This window comes from Kosakonia sp. R1.Fl (genome assembly GCF_023516815.1).
GTDB lineage: Bacteria > Pseudomonadota > Gammaproteobacteria > Enterobacterales > Enterobacteriaceae > Kosakonia.
This window is the reverse complement of the sequence record NZ_JAMGSQ010000001.1, coordinates 3,311,621-3,336,010: the sequence shown is the minus strand read 5'-3', so window position 1 is coordinate 3,336,010 and position 24,390 is coordinate 3,311,621. Positions and strand designations below refer to the sequence as shown.

Genomic DNA, 24,390 nt, shown 5'->3' with positions numbered 1-24,390 from the left:
GGGTTATTTGACTTTATTGAACCGTTCTCCCGGCCGGTAATGCATATAACACCAGCTCAAAAGCCAACGCCGGATGATGCCCGCGCAAATAAAAACGATAATTATCCGACAGTTCACGAATGTATTGCGGGATCGTCAGCAAATCTTCCGGCTTGTGATACAAGCTAATAGTCAAAACAGGCAAAGATGCACGAATGGTATGTTGCGCACCTTTTAGCGCTTCCAGTTCCGCCCCCTCAATATCCATTTTAATAAATGTAGCGTAATTCGTGCCTTCGAGGGCATTATCGATGCTGACCACATCGATGGAAGTGTTGCCTTCCCCTTCGCTTAAACGAGACGAGGTATCCATTCCGGAATCAAAGCGTAATGTGGTATTTTCCGACCAGACACCTTTATTGATGGCTTTCAGTTCTACATCGCCAATATCGGCACGCTGTAATAAAGCGAAGTTTTTCGCTTCCGGTTCAAAAGCAAGGATTTTTGCCGGTTTCTTCACGCCCTGCTTCTGCGCAGCTTTCAGGAATGCTACCACGCTGTCGCCATCGTAAGCGCCGCAATCGACATACACTTCGTTATCCTGTAAACGCACCAGGTCTTCTGCCAGATAGTGGTTAGGATCGAAATATTTACCGTAATACAAGCTGCGCGCACAAATACGTTGGTTAATAAACGCCACCAGCGTTTCTTTTGAGCGTTCATCGCCTAAAGAGTTATAAAACTCCGTCAAAACGGCTTCATTTTCCTGGCAAAATTCGGCGGTATAAAGCGTGTCCGTATTTACACCAATAAAAGAGTGGTCGAAGATCAATATGCTTTCGGCGTTGTTTGCGAGCATCGCTTCTAATTCAGCGCTCACATACTGGATGGCCAGAATGTAATTATAGGTGCCTTCTTGTCGGGTCAACTGGTCTAAATTGACGATATCGTAGCCGTAAAAGGTTGAACCTTCGGTAAAATATTTCTCATTGACCGCAACATAATCAACCTTCACATTCTGGCTGGTCAAAAATTCCCACGTTTTTTGCCCTAAATAACCGGCACCGCATAATACCAACGGACGACCATTCTTCTGCATTTCGTCGATCGTATCGAGAAAATGGTTTCTGGACTCGCTAATTTTTTCAAGAATAGACATATCTACCTCAGAGACTCATTCAGTACACAATAAGTGGCTATCACAGTATGATTTTTTGTTGCGCTAATGCGCTTTTGTTGGCGCTTTCAAGGAAAGCTAATCCTTTCAAAGCCACCTGCGAGCCAATAGCATAACTATTCGCTTCGCCGCGTAATGCTGCTGCGATATCACAGTAATAGTTCGCAAAGGCTTCAATAAACCCGGCGGGATGGCCTGCTTTAAAACGGCAGTACCGCTCCTGGTTCGCCACCGTGTTGTCACTCGCCGTGCGGTCAATAATGCTGACGTTGCCGTGAATATCCGCAATACGTAAATACTCGGGCTCCATTTGCAGCCATTCCGCGCTGCCTTCTGTGCCGTACACCCTGATCCGCAAACCGTTGCGATAACCCAGCGCTGCCTTGCCATACCAGTAGTTGCACACCACATCATCGCTATAACGTGAGACGATATTCACCGTGTCCACAACGCCCGGCACACGGGCAAAGGTACTGTTAACGGCATAGACATCCAGCGCATGTTTCTCAGTGAGGAACTCCACCAGTTGATGGACATGTACGCCAAGATCCAGCGATACCGTCGGGATCGCATTATCTGTGCGTCGCCAGGTCTGCGGCAATGCGATGCTACCGTCGCTGCGACAGCGGCTGAAACCCTCTTGCGGCATCTCAACCATCACGTGCTGAATTCGGCCCAGCGCGCCGCTTTGCAAACGCTGGCGTAATTCGCGCACCATCGGATAACCGGTATAGTTGAACGTCACGTAGAGCTGGCTATTCACCTCGTCAACGCGCTGCTGAATATCTTCAGCGTCCTTGACGCTCGCCACTAAGGCTTTTTCGCAAATGATCGGCAGCGGATATTCCAGACATGCCATCAGAATTTCGCGGTGCGCGGGCGTGGGCGTTAGCACCACCACCGCATCAAGATGCGCGTGCTCTTTCTCAAGCAGTGTCAACGCATCCTGGTAAATCTTGCGCTCATCAAGCCCCCAGGCCATGCCGGTTTGCCGATTAAGTGCGTCATCCCGGCTGAAACAGCCGGCGGATAACTGGAAATGTCCATCCATCTGGCTGGCGATTTTATGGGTCATACCGATGGCGGAATTAAGGCCGCCGCCGATAAATGCCAGGGATAAGGGCTTAGCCATAATCCGGTCCTTACGTCGTTTTAAAGGAAAAATAGTTTTTAAGCTGCGGCGTCAGACGCGCCAGTTCAGCAACATCATCAAATTCGGCGAATACCAACCCTGCCCTGTCACGCGGCGCGGGCTCCAGCCGATCGCCTGGCAATTTCAGCGGAATAGTTTCGATAATGCGTGCTGCCAGCGGCGCAAAAAGGTAGCCGGTAAAATGGGTATCGACATCGCTGGAAATAGTGTGCCGTGCAATGGCGCGAAGGTGCGCAGGTCGCCGCGCTGAAAACGCGGTAGCTTGCTGGCAACCGAGGAACGGGGCGACAAACTCGCTGGAATAATCAACGCCGGTTGAAAGCTCAATTAAACGGGAATAGAGATCGCCCGGGCAGCGCCGGGTAAGTTCGATAAGCCAGAAATCATCGTCATTGGCGATAAACTGGGTGTGCAGCAAACCGTCGACCAGTTGCAGCTGGCGCACCAGGGTTTGCATACATTCACTGACGCGATCACGCATGCTTTCCGTCAGGGAAAGGCTCAAGCTGCTGCTGTTGACCTGCCAGGGATAAACGGTGCAGAACTCATCGACGAAAAATTCGCAGACAATCTCCCCGCCACGGATAAACGCGGAGTGGCTGTACAGCGCGCCCTGGCAAAAGGTTTCAATCACGCACTCGCCGTTTTGCGAAGCGCTACGAGCTTTTGCCACCGCATCGTCAAGTTCTGCGGCCTGCTGCACCAGCGTAATCCCGATGCCGCTATAAGCATCAATCGGTTTTACCAGCAACGGAAACGGGAGATGACGCGCTTCTTCAGCACGTCTTACCGCACGCGGGATCGGATAACCCTGCTGCTCTGCCCAGGCGCGGAAGCGATCTTTAAGAAAAAGCGTGTCGCTGACATCCGGCGTGTCAAAACCAGGCAACCCCAGTTCGGCGGCAACGCGGCTTCCCGTCAGGTACGAGACATCAGTAACGCCAGGCGTAATGGCCGCAATATTGTGTTCGCGGGCAATCGCTAACACCGCATCGCAATCGGCATAATTCTGGACTTTGGCAATATCGGCAGATTTCATTCCCGCATCGTGCGGCTTACCGCTGCACACCAGCGTGGTAAAGCCCGCCGTTTTGATCGCCCGTTGTAAAGGCAGTGAGGCAAATCCTGCATCGAGGATCATCGCCGTGCGCGTGGCTGTCATGCCCCCTCCAGAGAAATAACCGCCGCAGCGGGTGTTGCGGTTGCGGCGACACCACGAATGATGTCAGTGATACGCTGTTGATCTTCGCGCGCCAGCCCCGGATAAATCGGCAAGCACAGCACTTTGTCAGCGATAACATTTGCGCACGGCAAGTTCTCTTTCTGCGAGGAAGCAAGCCCACGATACATACTGAAGGAGCTAATCAGCGGGTAGAAATAGCGCCGCGTTAAAATACCGGCATTTTTCAGCACGTCATAAAGCGAGTCGCGATCGATACCGAATTCCGGTTCAATCAAAATCGGGAAGTAGGCATGGTTCCAGGTCACATCAGCAGGTACATCCAGCAGACGAACGCCGTCGATTCCCTGCAGTAATTCCACATAATGCTGGTAAAGCGCCTGGCGATCGGCCAGTGCCTGATCGATATGTTTAAGCTGCAACAAGCCGAACGCCGCTTCAACTTCGTTCATTTTGGCGTTGATACCAGGGGCGACAACGCGCGTTTCCCCGGCAAAACCGAAGTTTTTCAAATAATCAATGCGCTGCTTGGTACGCGCATCGTGGCAAATAATCGCGCCGCCTTCGAAGGTGTTAAACACTTTCGTTGCGTGGAAGCTAAGCACCGACAAATCCCCGTGATTCAAAATACTGACGCCATTTTTCTTCACGCCAAACGCGTGCGCCGCGTCATAAATCACTTTCAGGCCGTAGATATCCGCGACCTGCTGGATTTTGTCCACATCACAGGGAATGCCGTAGCAGTGAACCGGCATAATCGCCGTAGTCTGCGGAGTGATCAGCTCTTCGACACGTTCAGGATTGATATTGTAAGTTTGCGGATCGATGTCGGCGAAAACCGGCGTCAGGCCATTCCATAACAGGGTATGGGAGGTGGCAACAAAGGAGTAAGGCGTGGTGATGACCTCGCCGGTAACGCGGAGCGCCTGCAGTGCGGTGAGCAGCGCCAGCGTGCCGTTTGCGAACAAGCAGACATGTTTCACGCCCAGGTAACTTGCCAGCGCCTCTTCAAGTTCCTGATGGAAAACACCGCCATTCGTGAGGATCCGGTTGTTCCAGATCTTCTCAAGGTAAGGAATAAACTCTTCCAGCGGTGGCAAAAGAGGGCTGGTTACAAAGATATTATTGTCCATAGACAAACCTGCGCGCGTAGGAATTATCTGTTCATCATAACGACGCGCCTGGCGAGCTATCGGTGAAACAGGGGGCATTTTGTTATGCTTTTCCCCTCAGTGCTAAAGGTAAACTGGCGGGGTCTGCGCAGGTGGTGGAAAAATGGCAGGGCTTGCTTAATCAGCTCTTCAGCGAAAAACCCGGTAATGTCACATCACCGGGTTTCATCGCCGCAAAATTACGCATTATTTCAGCATGGCGAGCAGCGCTTGTTGGCGCGGCTCATCAAAGAGATAGCGATGTTTTAGCAGCGAATTGATTTGCTCTTGATTCTCGCAGGCGGCGTTGCCTGTAGTGGCAAAATCCTCGATGGCCTGCGTCCACAGTGCCATTTTGGGTTTCAGTTTCGTCGCGAAGTCATACTCGCTGAAACAAGGGAAATCGCTGCACATAACGGTGATATTTCGTGCGGCGTACTGCAACACGGCATAACTATCCGCAAACCGATGCTCATGATTATTATCACGGAACAACATCACCGCATCCGGGCTCAGCGCATCCAGTGTCTCAACCGAGACAGGATTAGCATGGTATCTGAAGGTGCCCTTCACCAGCGGGTACCAGCTGGCTGGGCACTCGCCAAAAATATACCAGTCAACAATGTGATGCGTTTTTTCGATCAACTGCCAGATGAAATCCCGCTCTTTCCCGGTGAGAGAAAAAACAGGGCATAACACGCGGCGTGGAGCATTCACCGCAACGGCATTCCCCTGTAAAAACCATTCTTGCGGGAGGTAATCAGGGATTCGCAGAACGTTTAGCCCTTTGCCGCGTCCCCATTTTTCCAGCGCGGAATTTAATACCAGCCAGCGATCAAACGGCAGAGGTTGGCTATTCTGGCATGCAATCAGCGGCTCGGCATTTTCATCGAAAAGACAGTGCACAACCTTCCCCGCCAGCGCGCGAAATTGCGTAACGGTGCTGATATCACGTTCACTAAACTGAGCATCCAAAAGGGTGATGGCGGGACGCATTCTGAGTAACGCCGGTAGCGCAGGCAAGGCATCGTTGATAACGAGTGCGATCTCACCGGCTTCTTCCATCATGCGGAAATAGTGCGTTAAGCGTTTTGTATAAACGGTCTGCGAACGCAATACCAGCAATACCACCGGCGTGTGCGCCGGGCTTACACATACGCGGTGTTGTGTAACGCTGGCGTCCAGCGTAAAGAGTGGCGAACTCAATGATAAAGAGTTGCTATACGCGGGATCGCCTGCAAATACCTCGCTGAACTCTTCCATCAGCGCGGTCATTTGCGATAACAGGGATTGCTGATACTCGCTCTGCATGAAGTGGTAATTGTCCGAAGCAATAATGCTATACGGCGTCCAGACTGAAACGTAGCCCTTTTTTTGCACAGCAAGGCAAAACGCGGCTGAACTCACTTCTAGCGACGTGTATTTTTCATCCAGCCCGCCGACCTGCGTGAAACATTCTCTTTTGATAAGCAGACACAGGCTATTAAGCACGGAATAGTTTTGTTCACACTGATAACGTGCCTGATAGCCGAAAGATTGCCAGTCTTCTCCGGCACCGACATTCGCGATGCCGTTATCCGCGCCAACAATCATTCCTGCGCTGATAAGCTTTTTATCAAAGCTAATGATCTTCGGCCCGCTACACGCCACTTCCGGGCGCACCATCGGATTGAGTAAGGTGTTTAACCAGCTTTTTAAGACGAAAACCGATCTTACGTCTAATAACAACAAAGACGCGCCCGCAGCATGTGACGCAGCAATATTTACCGCCTGCACCTCACTGCAGTTATTCAGCTCAAGCACCTGAACCTTGCCGGGTAACAGTTTTTCAACTTCCCGCGCGGTCTGCAAAACAATCGCGTCGGTGGTATTTATCACGGGGATAATAATGTCGTAATCATGCCAGTCGGTGTTATCCACCAGCGACGCGATACAGCGCGTCATTAAATTAGCATCATGATTATGGGTTAAGATAATACTCACCCGCCCCATATTATTCAGCGGGTAATGGATCCGCCACGCGACACCGTCGCTATACTCCACATGATCTATTGGCAAATTACGCTGCGCGGCGAAAGAACCAACGATGCCGCCCTCAATTTCAATGCTTGCGGGAGTGAGCATTTTCTCGTCAACAATATTGACGATATCCGCATAATGACCAATCGCGGCGGTGTCATAACGGGCAATCAATTTTGTGATGAGATCGAATTCAAAAGCCGATCCTGCGTTAGTGTCCCATCCACCGCATTCCAGCCATGCCGAGGCGCGAAAGAAAACCCGTTGCAAATAACGGGATGGCGCACTGACAAAGAGATCAAGATTAAATTCTGGCTTGAAAAAATGCGTCACCGAATCCGCATGCTTCACGGCTTCATCAGCATAAATAGCCTGCACAGCGGAGCGCTGTTGCAGTGTTCGGGCTAAACGATACACGCTGTCATGCCTGTAGGTCACACCGGCAGGAACCACCTGTAACCAGTCGGCAGCAGCGCTCTGAACCAGGCTGGCAAAATGGTGCTGGTAATGCTGAAAATCGACAACCGAGAGGGTGTTATCCGTTGCGTCGTGATGCGCGCCATCCTGCACGAGAAGGATGCGGGCATTCGGCAAATCGCCTGATTGCCCACGTAAAGAATCCACGGTGATATTAACAGCGGCGCTATCGCCGTGCGGATTGAGAATAACGAACAGCAACGCCAGTGAAGAGCGCGTATCAATGCGTTTTTCCGCCACGCTATTTTCAAGCCAACCCTGAAACGTATTACGGTAATGTTGTTGTGCTTTTTCTTGTGCTTTACGTTGTGTTTTTTCTATGAAGTCCCTGAATTGCACCAGCGATCGTTCGCGTCTCAGTAATAATTGCTCGCGCGACTTATACAGGTTTTCGCGAGCGTGTTCGATAGCTTCCGGGGTATTCACCAGCGTATAACCTGCATTACCGTTTTCGCGTATCGTTTTTTCACTTAATGCATAGCTTTCGTAACCTGGCGCGATTAACCCAACGACCGGACAACCACATAAATTCGCCAGCAGACAGGTACCAGAAGATTCATAGGTATATAACACGCGCCCACGCTTGAGAACTTTTGCCAGTTCGTCGAGCGGCAGCGGGTTTTGCATACTCAGTATCGTCAGATTTTTCGGCAATTTGTCATATTCAATAACGCTGGCGGGTAAGCGGTTAATATAAAGTAAGTCCAGATCCTTATGCGGGTTATCATCCTGGAACAGATCGAGATCGTAATTCTCAATATTTAACAGCGCCGGTTGAAACTCTTTTTCGGCGAATTCCACGCGATACCAGAAAAACAGATCATCAGGCGAAAAGTCGAGGCGATTGCCATTCATCACCCCTTCTCTGTTGAGCATATAGCGCACTACCACCGGCGCACGCAGCGGGTTGCCGCTCGTCACTTCCGGGTAGACCGCAATCCACGGTTCGCCTGACGTCTGTAACTGCGCGTAATCATCTTCCGTAAGACGCGGCGTATTCCATTTTGGGTTAACCGTCCCGCCCACAATCCACGCTTTGCCGCCCGAGTTGTTTATGGTCTGGCAAAAAAAATGCAGCACTTGTATCCCGGCCGACGCTTCCGAGTAATCGGGTGCCACAATCAGATAGGGGTACTGAGCGAGGTTATTCATCGATATTCCTTGAACGTTTGCCAGGCCCGCCGGCCTGGCAGAGAAAATTATGCTTTCGGTAACCAGCCCTGCTGCCAGTCATCCAGACCTGCGCCGCGCAAATACCAGTTATTCAGCACCGCTTCACGCAGCGCATCGCCCTGCCGATGACGTAAATCGGCATCGTTGATATAGGCCTGAACCGCGTTCATCCAGTCTTTGAAGCGGTTTTCCACCAGCGTCACCGGCAGATCGCAACGGTAAGGCACAATGTCGGTGGCGATGATCGGCACACCGCAGGTGCCGATCTCCAGCAGACGCAGGTTGCTCTTACATTCGTTGAACTGATTAATTTCCAGCGGCACCAACGCCAGGTCAAGATTGAGGCTGGCCAGTTTTTCCGGGTACATTTCAAACGGCACACCAGGGTGGAATTCACAGCGAATATTGCGCGGTTTCATGCCCATAAAGACCCATTCCACCTTCCCTTCCAGTTCTTTAATCAGCGGCAACAAGATCTCCAGATCGCCGGTATGAGAACTGCCGCCCGCCCAGCCAACGCGCACTTTTTTGCCCGTGCCACGCTCGCTCAACAGATGTTCCCACTGGTTCGGCGCAAGACGGTTTTGCGCAATACGGATGTCGCTATGGAAACGGCTGTAGGCGTCCGCCAGCGGCGCGGTGGAAACCACCAGCCAGTCCGCGCTGTCGACGACTTTGCGAAAATTCTTCACCATTTGCTGCGGGAAGTGCTGACGAGAACCATTTTTGATCGGCACATTAAGCAGGTAGTCATCATATTCGAGCACGATTTTGGCATTACTGGTGCTGCGTAACTGCTCAATAATCTGCGGGAAACGGCTGCCGGTAATCAGCTCCAGCAAAATCACATCCGGCTGCTGCGCGGCAGCTTCCATCACGCCAGGTATGGTGTTGGTCAGGCCGCCTTCAATCATCAAGTGACGTTCCAGCGCTTTGAAGGGTTGCATCACCCGGTGGTGCCCGCCGCCGACCCAGTTAACATGGTGCGCCAGCACCACCGGCAGCGGCCGCCCCGGCAACGGCTGATGCAGGCGCGCCAGGCTCGCGCTGAGCGTGAACGCCTGCCCCGCTTTTTGCATTAACGGATGGTATGACGGTTCTGCCAGCAGCCCTTGCCGCCATTCATTACGCAGCGTGGCAAAATCCGTCAGTAACGGGCGCTCCTGCACATGGAACTTATCGCCCAGTAAACGAGTGGCACCGCCCATATGTTTCACGCGGGCGTACGGTGTCCAGACATTGAGATAACCTTGCTGCTGCGCGCGTAACCCAAGATCGACATCGGCAAAATAGAGCGGATAGGTTTCCTGGTTAAAACCGTTGAGGGCGAAAAAGACCTCTTTGCGCACCATCATGCAGGAAGCGCTTACCGCCGCCAGGTTACGCGGCGTTTTCAGATAGTGCTGGAAACCGTTGCTTTCGCCATCGGCACCGTCGAACGCCACCTCCACACCATGCTGCACGCCGAGCAAAAAGCCGCCGTGCTGAATACGACCATCCTGATACTCCAGACGCGCGCCAACCAGCCCCACTTCCGGGCGTAGCGTCTGCTCCAGCAAGGCATCAAGCCAGCCGCCATCAATAATTTCACAATCATTATTGAGAAAAACCAGCACCTCACCGCGCGCCTGTTGCGCCGCAGCGTTGTTGATTTCAGCAAAATTAAACGGCGCGTCGTAGCGCAAAATGCGCACCTGATCGATACCCAGCTCCGCCAGATCATTGAGAAAACGGCAGGCATCCTCTTCCACCGACTGGTTATCAACAATTAACAGCTCATAGTGCTGATAACGCGTTTTCTCCATCAAACTTTCAATACAGCGTTTGAGCAGGGCAACGCGATCGCGGGTTGGAATAATGATCGACACCAGCGGCTTTGCGTCCCAGTGGTAGCGCAGGCGTTTGATGTTCGCCGCTAACCCCTCTTCCAGCGAGGCCTGAATGCCAAGCCGTTGCAGGTGCGCCAGTAAAATCTGTTCGCATTCGGCCACCACCGCCGGATTTTCGCTCCAGCACGACGCCGCTTCCGGGCTTTCCACCAGCACTTCAGCAACGCGGCCCAGCGCCGGTGTTCCCTGCCCTTCAACAAAGCGCCACAGCAAGTCGATCATTGCCGCCTGCGGATAGTGGCTGTTCAGGCCACCAAGCTGGCGGGCAATATCACGCGAAAAAAGCAGAACGCGGCCGACATACGGCACGCCGCGCAGCAGGTCAATATTGACATCAGGACGCAGCGTCAGGAGTGGTTCGCCGTTTTCCGCGCGCGTCATTTCATCGCAGTAAAACAGCCAGGCACTTTGTTGCTGCATCCGTTGTTCGGCAAAGCGCAACAACGCATCATCCCGCAGTGTAAAACCGGCGGGGATCAGTAGCAGCGCATCGGCATCCCGCGTGCTTAGCAGCGCATTTACTGCCGCAGGCCAGGCGTTATCATCGGCAATGACATCAATGCTGGCGGCAGCCAGTGACTGGCTTTCCACAGAGCGCCTGGTCTGCGCGCTGCGGTCGTTATCGCCAAGGATAACCACGCCGATACTGGCTTTGTCAGGGTTTGCGCCAGCGAAAGAGAGCAGCGCTTCGCGGCGCGCATCGCTAATCTGGCGATCTTCGAGCCAGCGGCTGAAGGAGTACTCGCTGGTCTGCTGCTGCGCCAGCACCGCTTTACTGTGGAAGTTCAGCGTATAGCGTGCTTTGTTATCGAGCTGGCGGGGTTTTTCCACCAACGGCAGTGAAAAAATGGCCTCCAGCGCGGTATCCAGCGTCCATTTATTGACAAAAGTCGCACGCTGCGCCAGCGCCCACTCGCGTGCGCTGGCATAACCGCTTTGCAGCAGCTCCACCCACTCATTGGCGTCCGGGCAGTTGTGCAGCGTCACCGCGCAGAAATGATCGGCTTCATGACGCGCCAGGTTATCGGCATTCAGATAACCTTCAACGTAACCTTCGTTAACCAGGAACAGCGGGATCCCAAGCGTCAGCGCTTTCGCCACGCTTTCGTCATTACCGATGATCACGTCATACTGTTCCAGCCAGGCCGGTTCGAGGCGTTGTACCTGCTGGCTCAGATCGAACCACTCGATCTGGATGCCCGCCTCCCTCGCCTGCTGCTGAACTTCATACATTTCTGCCGACATTTTGCCCGCTATATAAAGAACGCGGGACAAGGTTTGCGCGTCGCGCGTGCGGGTAAATGCGCCAAAGCTGGCCGGTACTGACCACGGTAAATGTTTGAGCTGCGCGTTCTCCACACCGGTCTGTAGCAAGATGGCTGAAGTGCGCGCGGAGAGATCCAGCGTCAGCGCGGCAAACTGGTTCTCCAGCGCCACGCCCCACGGCAAGTAGAGATCGTTGTAATCGCTGAAATGGCGGAAGATCATCGCGCCGTCGAGTTTCCCGGCTTCGATAGCATCAAGTAACTTTTCGCTAAAGAAACCGCGATAGATCCAGATGGCGTTGTAATAGGTTTCCAGCGCCCCCTGCTTTTCGGTGATGACAGTAAAACGCCCTGTCGCGCTCAGGCGTGCAATTTCACTCGTTAACTTCTGCCCGGCGGTTGAGCTAATGACATCCACGCGCCAGCCTCTGGCCAGCAAGGCGTCCGCAATATCGATAAGTTCAGAGGTATGGGGGGTAAACGCGTCAAATTGATCAACGCTGATTAGTATGCTTTGCATCTGTCATCCTCATATCACCGCGCAAACCGCCGGGGTGATAGCAAAAGGCGTTCCTGTCGTTATGCAATATTCTGGAGGACGAAAGAAAGATCGAGAGGCAAAACAGCTAACAGAAAAGGCGTTATATCTGGCGATTGCAGATAAAAAAAGGCATCCGAAGATGCCTTTTTTAAGCGGTTGCGAATTAACGCAGCAGGGACAGCATGGTCTGCGGAACCTGGTTGGCCTGGGCCAGCACGGAAGAACCAGCCTGCTGCAGGATCTGCGCGCGGGACATGTTCGACACTTCAGTTGCGTAGTCAGAATCCTGAATACGGCTGCGTGCGGAAGACAGGTTGTTCACGGTGTTGTTCAGGTTGGTGATGGTGGATTCGAAACGGTTCTGGGATGCACCCAGCAGGCTGCGCTGGGAGTCAACCGCTTTGATTGCCGCATCGATATCTGCCAGCGGGTTACCGTCGGTGGTGCCACCGCTGTTCACAGTACCGCTCAGAACGTCGAAGCCTTCAGCAGCGGTAGTACGTGCAGTACCGTTGATGGTCTGGCCGGAAGTCTGGGAAGTTGCACCGGTAGCGTTGTACAGGTTGTAAGAGTTGGAAGAGGTCAGGCTGATGGAGATCTGCTCGCCGTCTTTCGCGCCAACCTGGAAGTTGTAGCTGCTGGTGCCGGAACCGGTGTTCAGCACTTTGATGCCGTTGAAGTCGGTCTGGGTGGTTACGCGGTTCACTTCTTCCATACGCTGGTTAACTTCAGCCTGGATGGAGTCGATGTCAGAGGCAGAGTTGGAGCTGTTCTGCGCCTGAACGGTCAGGTCACGGATACGCTGCAAGTTGTTGTTGATTTCGCCCAGCGCGCCTTCAGCGGTCTGCGCCAGAGAGATACCGTCGTTCGCGTTACGTGCAGCAACGGTCAGGCCGTTGATGTTAGAAGTAAAACGGTTAGCAATTGCCTGGCCAGCCGCATCATCTTTTGCACTGTTGATACGCAGACCGGAAGAGAGACGCTCGATCGAGGTGCCCAGAGAAGACTGAGATTTAGTCAGGTTGTTCTGGGTCATCAGCGACAGGGTGTTAGTATTAATAACAGCCATGATAATTATCCTTCAGTGAGAAATTTATATTCCGGTATGGGCCAGCGGCTTCATCACCGTCATAATTGTTATCGACGACCTCGCAGAACTCTTTAGTAGTTTTTCTATTTTTTGAGCAATTTTCGTCGAAAATATGCGCAAATCACAAAATAAAAAAGCGCCGACAAGCGGCGCTTTTCTGATACTACGTAATTTGCGATTAACGCAGCAGGGACAGCATGGTCTGCGGAACCTGGTTGGCCTGAGCCAGCACGGAAGAACCAGCCTGCTGCAGGATCTGCGCGCGGGACATGTTCGACACTTCAGTTGCGTAATCAGAATCCTGAATACGGCTGCGTGCGGAAGACAGGTTGTTCACGGTGTTGTTCAGGTTGGTGATGGTGGATTCGAAACGGTTCTGGGATGCACCCAGCAGGCTGCGCTGGGAGTCAACCGCTTTGATTGCCGCATCGATATCTGCCAGCGGGTTACCGTCGGTAGCGCCGCCGCTGCTTACAGTACCGCTCAGAACGTCGAAGCCTTCAGCAGCGGTAGAACGTGCAGTACCGTTGATGGTCTGGCCGGAAGTCTGGGAAGTTGCACCGGTAGCGTTGTACAGGTTGTAAGAGTTGGAAGAGCTCAGGCTGATGGAGATAGTTTCGCCGTCTTTCGCGCCAACCTGGAAGTTGTAGCTGCTGGAGCCAGAACCGGTGTTCAGCACTTTGATGCCGTTGAAGTCGGTCTGGGTGGTCACGCGGTTCACTTCTTCCATACGCTGGTTAACTTCAGCCTGGATGGAGTCGATGTCAGATGCAGAGTTAGAGCTGTTCTGTGCCTGAACGGTCAGGTCACGGATACGCTGCAAGTTGTTGTTGATTTCGCCCAGTGCGCCTTCAGCGGTCTGCGCCAGAGAGATACCGTCGTTCGCGTTACGTGCAGCAACGGTCAGGCCGTTGATGTTAGAAGTAAAACGGTTAGCAATTGCCTGGCCTGCAGCGTCGTCTTTAGCGCTGTTGATACGCAGACCGGAAGAGAGGCGCTCGATCGAGGTGCCCAGAGAAGACTGAGATTTAGTCAGGTTGTTCTGGGTCATCAGCGACAGGGTGTTAGTATTAATAACAGCCATGATTATTATCCTTCATTGAGTAATTTATATTCCGGTATGCGCCAGCGGCTTCATCACCGTCCTAATTGTTATCGACGGGGTTAACGAACTCTTTAGGGATTTTTTTATTTTTATTCGGCTTATTTTTCAAAGAAATAAAAAAGCGCCGACAAGCGGCGCTTTCTGATACTACGTAATTTGCGATTAACGCAGCAGGGACAGCATGGTCTGCGGAACCTGGTTGGCCTGAGCCAGCACGGAAGAACCAGCCTGCTGCAGGATCTGCGCGCGGGACATGTTCGACACTTCAGTCGCGTAGTCAGAATCCTGAATACGGCTGCGTGCGGACGACAGGTTGTTCACGGTGTTGTTCAGGTTAGTGATGGTGGATTCAAAACGGTTCTGGGATGCACCCAGCAGGCTGCGCTGAGTGTCAACCGCTTTGATTGCCGCATCGATATCTGCCAGCGGGTTACCGTTGGTGGTACCGCCGCTGTTCACTGTACCGCTCAGAACGTCGAAGCCTTCAGCAGCGGTAGAACGTGCAGTACCGTTGATGGTCTGGCCGGAAGTCTGGGAAGTTGCACCGGTAGCGTTGTACAGGTTGTAAGAATCAGAAGAGGTCAGGCTGATGGAGATCTGCTCGCCGTCTTTCGCGCCAACCTGGAAGTTGTAGCTGCTGGTGCCGGAACCAGTGTTCAGCACTTTGATGCCGTTGAAGTCGGTCTGGGTGGTTACGCGGTTCACTTCTTCCATACGCTGGTTAACTTCAGCCTGAATGGAGTCAATGTCAGATGCAGAGTTAGAGCTGTTCTGTGCCTGAACGGTCAGGTCACGGATACGCTGCAGGTTGTTGTTGATTTCGCTCAGCGCACCTTCAGCGGTCTGCGCCAGAGAGATACCATCGTTCGCGTTACGTGCAGCAACGGTCAGGCCGTTGATGTTAGAAGTAAAGCGGTTAGCAATTGCCTGGCCAGCAGCGTCATCTTTAGCGCTGTTAATACGCAGACCAGAAGACAGGCGCTCAATAGACGTACCCAGAGAAGACTGAGATTTAGTCAGGTTGTTCTGAGTCATCAGAGACAGGGTGTTAGTATTAATAACAGCCATGATGTAATTCCTTAAAAAAGTTATCAGATTCAGGCATCTGCCTACGGTTTTCTCACCGTCACCCTGATTATCGACCGCCTCCGAGCAACCTTTAGAAAAAAAGATCATTTTTTTAAAGCCGCAAACTGCCCGCTATTCTTTATCTTTATTTCGCCATTGTTTTAAAAAAAACCCTCTAATCTTTTCGCAGTCGCTGCCGATAATCCCCACAGTGATTGTCTAAAACTGAAGGATAAAGAAATGGCAACTATTAGTTCTATCGGAGCAGGCACCAGCTTAAGTTCGTCGCTCAGTACGCTGTATAGCCAGCTGCAGACGGCCGAAGAGACAAGGCTGACGCCAATTACCACTCAGCAGACATCGTATAAAGCAAAACTCACTGCCTGGGGTATCGTTCAGACGTCGCTGACCAAACTGCAAACAGCGGCCAACGCGCTGAAAGACACCTCCAAAATTGCATCGGCCAAAGTTTCCAGCACCAACACGGCGTTTACCGCCTCCCTGGCGACCAGTGCAACGGCGGGATCATATTCTATTGAAGTGACGTCGCTGGCAGCAGCGCAGTCGCTGCTCAGCCCGAAAGCGGCAAGTAAAGATACGGATTTAGGTGATAGCAGCCTGAGCTCGCGTACCATTACGATCACCCAACCGGGTCAAAAAGATCCGCTGACCGTTACGCTGGCAAGCGATAAGACCAGCCTGGCGGATATCCGTGATGCGATCAACGCGAAAGCAGGAAGTGTGACCGCAAGTATCATTAAAGCCGATGACAGCAGCTACTATCTGGCGCTGACCTCGCGCGATAGCGGTACCACCAACCAGATGACGATCACCACTAATGATACCGAATTAGCCAAGTACGTTAGTTATGATTCAAGTAACGCCGGCAGCGCCAGCAATACCATGACGCAGCAGGTTGCCGCTGCTGACGCCAACCTGAAGATCAACGGCGTGGCGATCACGCGTAGCAGTAACACCATCACCGATGCGCCGGAAGGCGTAACGCTGACGCTGAACAAGACCAATATCGGCAGCCCGGAAACGCTGGCGGTAACCAAAGATAACGCGCCAATGACTGCCGCGGTGCAGGCGTTTGTTGATGCTTATAACTCACTGCAAACGACCATTGCCAACCAGACAAAATACACGAAAGTGGATCAGGGCAGTACGTCTCAGGACAATTCTAACGGCGATCTGCTGGGTGACGGTACGCTGCGTAACATTCAGACGCGTCTGCGCTCGCTGCTCTCCTCTTCGCAGAGCAACAGTGGCAGCTATAACATTCTGTCGCAGCTGGGTATTACCCAGGATGTCTCCGGCAAATTGACCGTTGACAGCACCAAGCTCGACAAAGCGCTGACGGAAAAATCAACTGACGTGATCTCCTTCCTGACCGGTGATGGCAAAACCACAGGTTTTGCGACGCAGGCCAGCAATCTGCTGGACGATTTCCTCGGTACTGACGGCACCGTGCAGAATGCAACCGATGGGATTAACAAGACGCTGAAAAAGCTCTCTGAGCAGTATGACCGGGTTAACGACCAGATCACCGCAACCATGGCTCGTTATAAAGCGCAATTTACAAGTTTAAGTACGCTGGTATCGTCACTGGAATCAACCGGTAACTATTTGACCCAGCAATTTAACAAGACCAATTAATAAAGTATTCGTTGAGGTTTGAAATGTATACGAAATCGGGAACTCAGGCTTATGCTCAGGTCGGCGTGGAAAGCGCCGTCCTGAGCGCCAGCCCGCATCAGCTTGTGGTACTGCTTTTTGATGGCGCGTTAAGCGCCATGAAAAGGGCTGCGATCCTGATTGAGCAGGGAGATATTCCCGGTAAAGGACAGGCGCTTTCAAAGGCTATTAATATCATTACCAACGGTTTGCGTGCCGGTCTCGACCACGAAGTCGGTGGCGAGATCGCCGCAAACCTGGACAGTCTTTATGACTATATGACACGACGTCTTTTACAGGCTAATCTCCACAATGACCTCTCCGCCATTGATGAAGTTTCAACGTTGCTCAACAACATTGCTGATGCCTGGAAAGAGATTGGCCCCAATAATCAAAACGCGCGGGACACTTACTAATGGAAGCAAATTTCGGGTTGCTCCACCACTATCAGCAGCTGTTGGTCACCAGCCGCACCATGCTTAACCTCGCGAAGGAAGGGCGTTGGGACGAACTCATTGAGCACGAGTTGAAATACATTACCGCTGTGGAGAAACTGACACAGTTCCAGGACATTAGTGAAGTCGCGCCTCAAATGCAGGCGCAAATTCGCCCGCTGTTACAGCAAATTCTGGACAATGAAGTTTCACTCAAAGAACTGTTAAGCCAGCGAATGGACGAGCTGCGGACATTGGTTGGACAGACATCCCGACAACATAACCTACATTCGACATATGGACGTCTCTCTGGAAACATTTTATTCCCCAACGAGATCTAATCTCATACCCGGCGGGTGATACAGGAACAGTCCATCACCCGCTACGGTTTTCGCCTTACCCCCCTTTTCCCGTTCTTATCTCGCAATACAAATTCCCACACCAATATGTGCGTAGCGGTTCGTCGTTTCTGAAATCTCAGCCATACTTCCAGCGTCTCATTCTGGAGCATGGAAGATGAAAAACCCCACCCTGTTGCAAACGTTTCACTGGTACTCCCCTGATGGCGGCGCACTCTGGCCGGAACTTCGCGCGCGCGCAGGTGCGCTGAAGGAGATGGGGATCAATATGGTCTGGCTTCCACCGGCGTACAAAGGTGCCGCAGGCGACCAGTCGGTGGGTTATGACAGCTACGATTTATTCGATTTAGGTGAATTTGATCAGAAAGGCAGCGTCGCCACCAAATATGGAGACAAAGCACAACTGCTCGCTGCCATAGACGCCCTGCAGGCGAACGGTATCGCCGTGCTGCTGGATGTGGTGGTGAACCACAAAATGGGCGCCGATGAAAAAGAAGCCGTACGCGTGAACCGGGTCAATCAACAGGATCGCACGCAAATTGACGGCGAGATTGTTGAATGCGAAGCCTGGACGCGCTTCACCTTCCCTGCCCGCGCCGGGCAATATTCGCAGTTTATCTGGGATTACAAATGTTTTAGCGGCGTCGATCATATCGAAAATCCTGACGAATACGGCGTATTTAAAATCGTTAACGACTATACCGGCGACGGCTGGAACGACCAGGTCGACGACGAGCTGGGCAACTTTGACTACCTGATGGGCGCCAACATCGATTTTCGTAACCATGCGGTGACGGAAGAGATCAAATACTGGGCGCGTTGGGTAATGGAACAGACTCACTGCGACGGTTTTCGTCTGGACGCGGTGAAACACATTCCGGCCTGGTTCTATAAAGAGTGGATCGAACATGTGCAGGAAGTCGCGCCCGGGCCGCTGTTTATTGTCGCGGAATACTGGTCCCATGAAGTGGAAAAGCTGCAGCAGTATATCGGCCAGGTTGAGGGCAAAACGATGCTCTTTGACGCGCCGCTGCATATGAAATTTCACGAAGCCTCGCAACAGGGGCGCAATTACGATATGCGCCAGATCTTCGACGGAACCCTGGTGGCAGCCGATCCGTTTCACGCCGTAACGCTGGTTGCCAACCACGACACGCAACCCCTGCAAGCCCTGGAAGCGCCGGTCGAAGCCTGGTTTAAACCGCTGGCCTATGCGCTTATCCTGCTGCGTGAAAATGGCGTGCCGTCAGTCTTTTATCCGGATCTGTTTGGCGCAAGCTACGACGATACTGGCGGCGATGGCGAAACCTACCACGTCGATATGCCCGTCATTGAAAATCTCGAACGGTTAATTCTCGCCCGCCAGCGTTTCGCCCACGGCGTGCAAACCCTGTGGTTTGATCATCCTAACTGCATCGCCTTTAGCCGCAGCGGCACCGAATGTGAGCCGGGTTGCGTGGTGGTGATGTCCAATGGCGACGAAGGAGAAAAGCAGTTGATGCTGGGGGAGAATTACGCCAGTAAAGTGTGGCGGGATTTTCTTGGCAACCGCGAGGAGACGATCACCACCGATGAACACGGTGAAGGAACATTCACCTGCCATGGGGGTAGCGTCAGCGTGTGGGTCATTGAAGATGCGCTATAAAAGTGCGCCGGGCAATATGCAGGCCCGGCGTGCTATTTAGTGCGCCGGGCAACATGCAGGCCCGGCGTGCTATTTAATGCGTAATGTTCAGCCCGGATTTTGTCAAAGCGTCCTGGCATTCAACCGTAGGTTTATCGACGCGTTGCAATGTCAGGCCATCAAACTCCAGCGTATTACCTTCGCGCTCAAGGCGGTAAATGTCACGTTTTTGCGTCACGTTATACAGCTTGTCGCCATTACGCATCAGCTTGCCCGGCACGGCAATCACGCGTTGCCACTGGCGGCAATCGAGCGTATCACCCTCTTTTGTCACGATAAGGCTGGCGATGGTTTCCGGGCTCACCAGGCTGCTTTGCGGCCCGGAAGATTGCCAGTAACCCGCCAGCCCTGCCGGTGCGGGCTGTTTCACCACCGCATCGTAATTATCCACCTGAACGCAGCCGCTCAGCAGCATCGCCGCGCCAATAATCACTCGCTTTTTCATTATTTATCCTGCTCGCGAAGAAAAAAATATTGTGGCATTAAAGCATTATCATCGCCACCCTTTCCCCCACCCCCTGCAAGTTTGATCTGTACCAGGTTTTTCGCCTTTTTTACGTTAGCTTGTCATCCCGCCCGTGTATTATCCGGGGTTCTTTTGCATTACCCGTTCCTTCTGAGTTCAGAGGCTCATTTCTATGTCATGGCAACAGTTCAAAGACCGCTTTCTGATTAAGTTCTGGTCTCCCGTCCCGGCGGTTATCGCTGCGGGCATTCTCTCTACCTACTATTTTGGTATCACCGGCACGTTCTGGGCGGTCACCGGCGAGTTTACCCGCTGGGGCGGCCAGTTATTGCAACTGGCAGGTGTGCATACCGAAGAGTGGGGCTACTTCAAATTGATCCACCTGGACGGCACCCCGCTCACCCGTATTGACGGCATGATGATTATCGGCATGTTCGGCGGCTGTTTCGCCGCCGCGCTGTGGGCGAACAACGTTAAACTGCGTTTGCCGCACAGCCGTATCCGCATCATGCAGGCGATTATCGGCGGAATGATTGCCGGTTTCGGCGCACGTCTGGCGATGGGTTGTAACCTCGCCGCCTTCTTTACCGGTATTCCACAGTTCTCGTTACACGCATGGTTTTTTGCCATTGCCACCGCCATTGGCTCGTGGTTTGGCGCACGCTTCACGTTGCTGCCGCTGTTTCGTATCCCGGTTAAAATGCAAAAAGTCTCAGCCGCCTCACCGCTGACGCAAAAACCCGCGCAGGCAAAACGCCGTTTTCGCATCGGCATGCTGGTGTTCTTCGGCATGGTGGCCTGGGCGTTGCTGACGGCAATGAACCAGCCCAAATTAGGCCTGGCAATGCTGTTTGGTGTGGGTTTTGGTCTGCTTATCGAACGTGCGCAAATCTGTTTTACCTCGGCCTTCCGCGATATGTGGATCACCGGGCGCACGATGATGGCGAAAGCGATTATTTTCGGAATGGCGGCCAGCGCTATCGGTATCTTTAGTTATGTCCAGTTGGGCATGGAAGCCAAAATCATGTGGGCGGGTCCGAATGCGGTGATCGGCGGATTGCTGTTCGGCTTTGGCATTGTACTGGCCGGCGGCTGTGAAACCGGCTGGATGTATCGCGCGGTGGAAGGCCAGGTGCATTACTGGTGGGTTGGGCTGGGTAACGTGATTGGCTCAACGATCCTTGCCTACTACTGGGATGATTTATCCCCTGCGCTGGCTACCAGCTGGGACAAAATCAACCTGTTGAAAACCTTCGGTCCGCTGGGTGGACTGCTGGTCACTTATCTTTTGTTGCTGGCCGCTTTCTTGTTTGTCGTCGGCTGGGAAAAACGCTTCTTCCGCCGCGCTAACACCGCGACTACCGTTAAGGAGACTGCATGAATATCGTGCCCGATTACCGTCTTGATATGAGCGGCGAGCCCTGCCCTTACCCTGCTGTTGCCACGCTTGAAGCGCTGCCGCAGTTAAAAAAAGGCGAGATTCTGGAAGTGGTAAGCGACTGCCCGCAATCCATTAACAATATTCCTCTGGATGCGCGTAATCACGGCTATACCGTGCTGGATATTCAGCAAGATGGGCCGACGATCCGCTATTTGATACAAAAATAAGGTTTTACCTGTACTCCCCCCCCAGGCTAACGATAAAATTAGGCGCTGTAATTACAACGGAATGCATTAGCCTGGGGGCGTTTATAAAATGAAATTAGCATTAATTGGTAATTGCCAACTTGAAGTTCTGGGAAATTTGATAATGAACGTCAGCGGGCTGCATGAAGGAAAGTTCGACGGCATTTTCAATATGCCTATTTATAAACTTAACGAAAATAATGACTTCATTAACTTCTATCACGAATTAGAACAGTGTGATTTCATTTTTATGCAGCATCATGCAGAAAAATGGGGACCGTTTTCAACAGCGGCCCTAAGCCAATTCTTCGATATCACCATGCTGCCGACTATGGAATCCCGCATTTCAACGCCGCAGCTCGGGTATTATAAAGATAAAATCCCTGATTTTATGGTCTATGTCGATTACCGCATGCTGCATCTTTATCTCACCAATGTGAGTGTTCGAAACGTGGTAGAAGTGTACCATTCGGTGAGTTTTTCCAGTGAAAAACAAACCACTATGCTCAAAGAAGATGCGTTGAAATACCGCACATTATTTCAACAAGGCAAGCTTTACTTCGATTATTCAGAAGAGTATTTCCGCACCCTTTCCGCTAACCCAGATTGCTACTCAACGGTAAGCCACCCGGATAACTATAATCTCAGTTTGTTATTACAGGTGATTTATCACAAATCGCTGGGTATTAACGAGAGTTTCGATCTGCAGGGTAATGACCTGCTGAAAAATTACCTTGCACCGAAAATTGGCTCCGGCGACAACGCGTATCATATGATGCGCCCGACAGGCCTTGCGCTGGCCAGTAAAATTAATTATGCCTTCTTTGACAGCCAAAATCGGCATGCCCTTAAACAAGCGCTGTTCAACTCGTCTTATTATATTGGTCTGGAAGACCGCTACCAGAATCTATAATTATCAGGGCGTTTTCCTGCCATAAAAAAGCCCTTTAAAGGGCTTTTTTATTATGATTAAAAATCAGATCAACTGGCAGTGAAAACTAAAAAAATCCCTGTAGCAGCAATGAATGCAATATAAAAAATCAAACCTGAGATAACAGAATATTAGTCGGTAATAAGGTGAATCTCACCGCCTTCATCCATAAACATACAGCGATTGCGCCCGGTCTGTTTTCCCCGGTACATCGACGCATCGGCTCTTTTTGCGACGACGCCAATAGACTCGCCTGCCCATGCCTGAGTCACGCCGATGGTCACCGTAATGTTAAGCGCTTTATCGTCACAGTGAATGGTTGTCTCTGCAACCGATTCACACAGGCGCAACGCGGCCTGACACGCCTCTCTGTCCGAAGGCGCGTGTAAAATAATGATGAACTCCTCACCGCCGTAGCGGTAAGCGGTGTCGCTCCCACGGATCCGATCGCGCAGTTGCTGCGCCAGCTCACGTAAAACACCATCGCCAATCAGATGCCCATATGTATCATTCACATTTTTAAAACGATCGATATCAAGCAGCAGCATATAAATATTCTGGTCTGATACTTCCTTCAATTGCTGCTCAAATCGTTCATCCAGCATTCTGCGGCCAGGCAAGCCGGTTAATATATCAACGCCACCGCGCATTTTTAATAAATACGTTTTATAGGCGGTCACTGCTGCGGAAAATAATGAAAGCCGATGCTTAAATTCTGAAAACTTATCCGTGTTTGTCTTTTTATCCCTAATCACCCACATCAATTCACGGCCGCAGTTATGTATTTTTTTGTGTGTTGCATAAATTGCCTGCAGGCAGTTGGACTCCTCCTGATTCGTGGGTTGATGCCCATCCAGCCAGCGACCGAAATGGCACAGGTGGTGCGAGTGTGCGTTTATGCTTTCCGACTTTTCAATATTACTATTAACTACGCAGGCGAACATATTGATTAACCAATCATAATGCGCGTCAACTGCCTTATTAAGATCAAAAAGAATATTATCAATTTGTTCCGTACTCCGATACATGATATTCCTCACCGCTGCGTTACAGGCGCTACAGTGTAAAAAACAAAATGTATATTTATGTCAATGTAATAAAGAGAGCGCAATAATCAGATATTTCTTCACAAGGAATATTTACGCAAGCGGGACTCACCCGCTTGCTTATTCATGGACATTTTAAAGCACGCTGATGATAAGACTGACCGCATTCAGTCAGTTATCCACGCTCTGTTTTGCAACACTACACGATAGCCGTCACTGTCCTGCCAGCTCTTGCCTGAAATATCCCAGTAAGGGTTAAACGAAACCGCCTCTGTAAATCCGGCTTTGCGCATAGCCTCACAGCGCGCAGTCCATTCAGCAGCATCAGGGTAATAGAGCACCAGCAAATCCTCTGCCGTCGCAGCAGGTTTCACCGGATGGTGATGACACAGGGTGAATTCAATGTGCCAGGGCGCAGAGCGATGCCCCACCATCACGCCACTGAATCCATCGTGATCGGTGAAATCTGCAATCTTGTGCAGTTCAAGCGCGTCGCAGTACATGCGGCAGGTCAGTTCAAGGTCCGTTACGGGCCGGGCGATTCTCATATGGGCAAACATGCGCAATCTGTCCTTCGGGTGTCGTCAGTTGAAAACGATAAGCATGACTTTATCCGCAACGGCAATAACGGATGTGATCGTCTGTGCCCACGCAAAGTGGCAGGGAGGGTGCAAAAAGGATTGGGTGGGAAAACGCGCGAAACACAAAAGAAGAGAAGATAACCGCCTGAGTGGTGGTTATCTTCCCATTATTCGTGGTTATGCGTGAGCAAGGCTCACTACACCTGCATATTCATGATATGACTGTGCAATTTTCATAAACAGTAAAGTTCGCCCAAGAGCACACGTAACAACAGGCGTTTACTGATATGCAATTTGGTTAACATCCATATTCGCCCAT

At 51.8% G+C, this 24,390-nt stretch carries 19 protein-coding genes; 7 read left to right on the top strand and 12 right to left on the bottom strand.

What is annotated here, in order from left to right; translation table 11 throughout:
• Positions 1-13: 13 nt before the first annotated feature.
• From M8Q36_RS15755 to M8Q36_RS15715, 9 genes are all read right to left on the bottom strand, one after another.
• Entirely contained in the window at positions 14-1,138 is a 1,125-nt protein-coding gene (locus M8Q36_RS15755) for an FkbM family methyltransferase (RefSeq protein WP_249881511.1), read from the bottom strand.
• A gap of 40 nt (positions 1,139-1,178) precedes the next feature.
• On the bottom strand, positions 1,179-2,288 hold the full coding sequence (locus M8Q36_RS15750) for a Gfo/Idh/MocA family protein (protein ID WP_249881510.1): 1,110 nt from the start codon (positions 2,286-2,288) through the stop codon (positions 1,179-1,181).
• Positions 2,289-2,298: 10 nt separating this feature from the next.
• Positions 2,299-3,471, bottom strand: a complete 1,173-nt coding sequence (locus tag M8Q36_RS15745) for an ATP-grasp domain-containing protein (protein ID WP_249881509.1) — start codon at positions 3,469-3,471, stop codon at positions 2,299-2,301.
• Positions 3,468-4,622 carry a DegT/DnrJ/EryC1/StrS family aminotransferase gene (locus M8Q36_RS15740; RefSeq protein WP_249881508.1) on the bottom strand — a complete coding sequence of 385 codons (1,155 nt, stop codon included), beginning with the start codon at positions 4,620-4,622 and terminating at the stop codon, positions 3,468-3,470. Before M8Q36_RS15740 ends, M8Q36_RS15745 begins: the two co-directional genes overlap by 4 nt.
• 225 nt (positions 4,623-4,847) lie before the next feature.
• The gene (locus M8Q36_RS15735) at positions 4,848-8,288 is read right to left on the bottom strand and encodes a glycosyltransferase family protein (protein ID WP_249881507.1); all 3,441 of its coding nucleotides are present in this window, start codon (positions 8,286-8,288) and stop codon (positions 4,848-4,850) included.
• Between the two features lie 47 nt (positions 8,289-8,335).
• Positions 8,336-11,983, bottom strand: a complete 3,648-nt coding sequence (locus M8Q36_RS15730; protein WP_249881506.1) for a glycosyltransferase — start codon at positions 11,981-11,983, stop codon at positions 8,336-8,338.
• Positions 11,984-12,167: 184 nt separating this feature from the next.
• A complete protein-coding gene (locus M8Q36_RS15725) occupies positions 12,168-13,073 on the bottom strand; it encodes a flagellin N-terminal helical domain-containing protein (RefSeq protein WP_065368156.1) in 906 nt (301 codons plus the stop codon).
• Between the two features lie 199 nt (positions 13,074-13,272).
• Complete coding sequence (locus tag M8Q36_RS15720; RefSeq protein WP_020454183.1) at positions 13,273-14,178, bottom strand: flagellin N-terminal helical domain-containing protein; 906 nt, start codon at positions 14,176-14,178, stop codon at positions 13,273-13,275.
• 183 nt (positions 14,179-14,361) lie between these two features.
• Complete coding sequence (locus M8Q36_RS15715) at positions 14,362-15,267, bottom strand: flagellin N-terminal helical domain-containing protein (protein ID WP_017458356.1); 906 nt, start codon at positions 15,265-15,267, stop codon at positions 14,362-14,364.
• A gap of 240 nt (positions 15,268-15,507) precedes the next feature.
• Between M8Q36_RS15715 and fliD the strand changes: the two genes are divergently transcribed.
• The 4 genes from fliD (at position 15,508) to amyA (ending at position 19,382) form a co-directional block, all read left to right on the top strand.
• Entirely contained in the window at positions 15,508-16,926 is a 1,419-nt protein-coding gene (gene fliD / locus M8Q36_RS15710) for a flagellar filament capping protein FliD (protein ID WP_249881505.1), read from the top strand.
• A gap of 23 nt (positions 16,927-16,949) precedes the next feature.
• Positions 16,950-17,360 carry a flagellar export chaperone FliS gene (fliS, locus tag M8Q36_RS15705; protein WP_017458358.1) on the top strand — a complete coding sequence of 137 codons (411 nt, stop codon included), beginning with the start codon at positions 16,950-16,952 and terminating at the stop codon, positions 17,358-17,360.
• Positions 17,360-17,719, top strand: coding sequence for a flagella biosynthesis regulatory protein FliT (gene fliT / locus M8Q36_RS15700; protein ID WP_065368154.1), 360 nt, complete (start codon positions 17,360-17,362; stop codon positions 17,717-17,719). Before fliS ends, fliT begins: the two co-directional genes overlap by 1 nt.
• A gap of 175 nt (positions 17,720-17,894) precedes the next feature.
• Entirely contained in the window at positions 17,895-19,382 is a 1,488-nt protein-coding gene (amyA, locus tag M8Q36_RS15695) for an alpha-amylase (protein WP_249881504.1), read from the top strand.
• 73 nt (positions 19,383-19,455) lie between these two features.
• On the opposite strand, the gene yedD is transcribed toward amyA, so the two are convergent.
• The gene (gene yedD, locus M8Q36_RS15690; RefSeq protein WP_249881503.1) at positions 19,456-19,866 is read right to left on the bottom strand and encodes a lipoprotein YedD; all 411 of its coding nucleotides are present in this window, start codon (positions 19,864-19,866) and stop codon (positions 19,456-19,458) included.
• A 193-nt stretch (positions 19,867-20,059) separates the two neighbouring features.
• Between yedD and yedE the strand changes: the two genes are divergently transcribed.
• From yedE to M8Q36_RS15675, 3 genes are all read left to right on the top strand, one after another.
• A complete protein-coding gene (gene yedE, locus M8Q36_RS15685) occupies positions 20,060-21,268 on the top strand; it encodes a selenium metabolism membrane protein YedE/FdhT (RefSeq protein ID WP_249881502.1) in 1,209 nt (402 codons plus the stop codon).
• On the top strand, positions 21,265-21,495 hold the full coding sequence (gene yedF / locus M8Q36_RS15680) for a sulfurtransferase-like selenium metabolism protein YedF (RefSeq protein ID WP_017458363.1): 231 nt from the start codon (positions 21,265-21,267) through the stop codon (positions 21,493-21,495). Before yedE ends, yedF begins: the two co-directional genes overlap by 4 nt.
• Positions 21,496-21,583: 88 nt before the next feature.
• Entirely contained in the window at positions 21,584-22,426 is an 843-nt protein-coding gene (locus tag M8Q36_RS15675; RefSeq protein ID WP_249881501.1) for a WcbI family polysaccharide biosynthesis putative acetyltransferase, read from the top strand.
• 149 nt (positions 22,427-22,575) lie between these two features.
• Here M8Q36_RS15675 and M8Q36_RS15670 read toward each other — a convergent pair whose 3' ends face one another.
• Both M8Q36_RS15670 and M8Q36_RS15665 read right to left on the bottom strand, forming a co-directional pair.
• Entirely contained in the window at positions 22,576-23,472 is an 897-nt protein-coding gene (locus M8Q36_RS15670) for a diguanylate cyclase (protein WP_249881500.1), read from the bottom strand.
• 185 nt (positions 23,473-23,657) lie between these two features.
• Entirely contained in the window at positions 23,658-24,050 is a 393-nt protein-coding gene (locus tag M8Q36_RS15665; RefSeq protein WP_249881499.1) for a VOC family protein, read from the bottom strand.
• Positions 24,051-24,390: the final 340 nt, after the last annotated feature.

Excerpts from the sequence above, each read along its gene's own strand:
- M8Q36_RS15755 (WP_249881511.1), bottom strand. The coding sequence starts at position 1,138 with ATGTCTATTCTTGAAAAAATTAGCGAGTCCAGAAACCATTTTCTCGAT.
- M8Q36_RS15750 (WP_249881510.1), bottom strand. The coding sequence starts at position 2,288 with ATGGCTAAGCCCTTATCCCTGGCATTTATCGGCGGCGGCCTTAATTCC.
- M8Q36_RS15745 (WP_249881509.1), bottom strand. The coding sequence starts at position 3,471 with ATGACAGCCACGCGCACGGCGATGATCCTCGATGCAGGATTTGCCTCA.
- M8Q36_RS15740 (WP_249881508.1), bottom strand. The coding sequence starts at position 4,622 with ATGGACAATAATATCTTTGTAACCAGCCCTCTTTTGCCACCGCTGGAA.
- M8Q36_RS15735 (WP_249881507.1), bottom strand. The coding sequence starts at position 8,288 with ATGAATAACCTCGCTCAGTACCCCTATCTGATTGTGGCACCCGATTAC.
- M8Q36_RS15730 (WP_249881506.1), bottom strand. The coding sequence starts at position 11,983 with ATGCAAAGCATACTAATCAGCGTTGATCAATTTGACGCGTTTACCCCC.
- M8Q36_RS15725 (WP_065368156.1), bottom strand. The coding sequence starts at position 13,073 with ATGGCTGTTATTAATACTAACACCCTGTCGCTGATGACCCAGAACAAC.
- M8Q36_RS15720 (WP_020454183.1), bottom strand. The coding sequence starts at position 14,178 with ATGGCTGTTATTAATACTAACACCCTGTCGCTGATGACCCAGAACAAC.
- M8Q36_RS15715 (WP_017458356.1), bottom strand. The coding sequence starts at position 15,267 with ATGGCTGTTATTAATACTAACACCCTGTCTCTGATGACTCAGAACAAC.
- fliD (WP_249881505.1), top strand. The coding sequence starts at position 15,508 with ATGGCAACTATTAGTTCTATCGGAGCAGGCACCAGCTTAAGTTCGTCG.
- fliS (WP_017458358.1), top strand. The coding sequence starts at position 16,950 with ATGTATACGAAATCGGGAACTCAGGCTTATGCTCAGGTCGGCGTGGAA.
- fliT (WP_065368154.1), top strand. The coding sequence starts at position 17,360 with ATGGAAGCAAATTTCGGGTTGCTCCACCACTATCAGCAGCTGTTGGTC.
- amyA (WP_249881504.1), top strand. The coding sequence starts at position 17,895 with ATGAAAAACCCCACCCTGTTGCAAACGTTTCACTGGTACTCCCCTGAT.
- yedD (WP_249881503.1), bottom strand. The coding sequence starts at position 19,866 with ATGAAAAAGCGAGTGATTATTGGCGCGGCGATGCTGCTGAGCGGCTGC.
- yedE (WP_249881502.1), top strand. The coding sequence starts at position 20,060 with ATGTCATGGCAACAGTTCAAAGACCGCTTTCTGATTAAGTTCTGGTCT.
- yedF (WP_017458363.1), top strand. The coding sequence starts at position 21,265 with ATGAATATCGTGCCCGATTACCGTCTTGATATGAGCGGCGAGCCCTGC.
- M8Q36_RS15675 (WP_249881501.1), top strand. The coding sequence starts at position 21,584 with ATGAAATTAGCATTAATTGGTAATTGCCAACTTGAAGTTCTGGGAAAT.
- M8Q36_RS15670 (WP_249881500.1), bottom strand. The coding sequence starts at position 23,472 with ATGTATCGGAGTACGGAACAAATTGATAATATTCTTTTTGATCTTAAT.
- M8Q36_RS15665 (WP_249881499.1), bottom strand. The coding sequence starts at position 24,050 with ATGTTTGCCCATATGAGAATCGCCCGGCCCGTAACGGACCTTGAACTG.